Consider the following 675-nt stretch of genomic DNA (forward strand, 5'->3'; position numbering starts at 1 on the left):
CATGCGCGCCTGGCGCTACTGCCAGCACGATTGCGGCCATGTCATCGCCGCGGTGAGTTACGCAGCGGCAGCGCTTGGCTGGCAGACGCGGCTGGTGGAGGCGGCTGCGGACGACGCAGTGGCCAACTTGCTTGGATTGAACCGCGGAGAAGATTTCGGGGAGGCAGAAGCAGAGGCGCCGGATGGCTTGCTCTGGATCGGCAACCCTGAATTGCGGCCTGATCTTGAGCGCATGCTGATCGCCTTGGATCGCGCACAGTGGCACGGACGCGCGAATCAGCTGAGTCCGGGACATGTGAAGTGGCCGGATATCGATTCGATCCATCGCGCCACGCATAAGGCCCGTACTCGCGAACCGACCTCACCGGATCTTGAGCCGCATCCGTCGCCCGCGGCGCCCGCCCTTGATCTCAGCTTTGCCCGGATCGCGCGGCAGCGTCGCAGCGCGGTGAATTTCGACGGTACGACGTGCATCGCCAAGGCAGCGTTTTTCAGCATGCTGGCGTGCCTGTTGGCACGTCATGACGCGCCGCCGTGGAATGCGCTGGTGTCTCCTGCAGCAGTGCATGCAGCGCTAATGGTGCACCGCGTGGGCGACCTGGAGCCGGGCCTGTATATGTTCGTGAGAAATCCGGGCGCGCTGCCGGATCTCAAGCGGTCTCTACGTCCAGAATG

1 pseudogene is annotated in these 675 nt (G+C 64.0%); it reads left to right on the top strand.

From position 1 onward, the window contains the following. Positions 1-675, top strand: a pseudogene (locus GNZ13_RS51030) (nitroreductase); the annotation flags it as partial.

It is taken from the genome of Paraburkholderia elongata, from assembly GCF_013177735.1.
Classification (GTDB): domain Bacteria; phylum Pseudomonadota; class Gammaproteobacteria; order Burkholderiales; family Burkholderiaceae; genus Paraburkholderia; species Paraburkholderia elongata.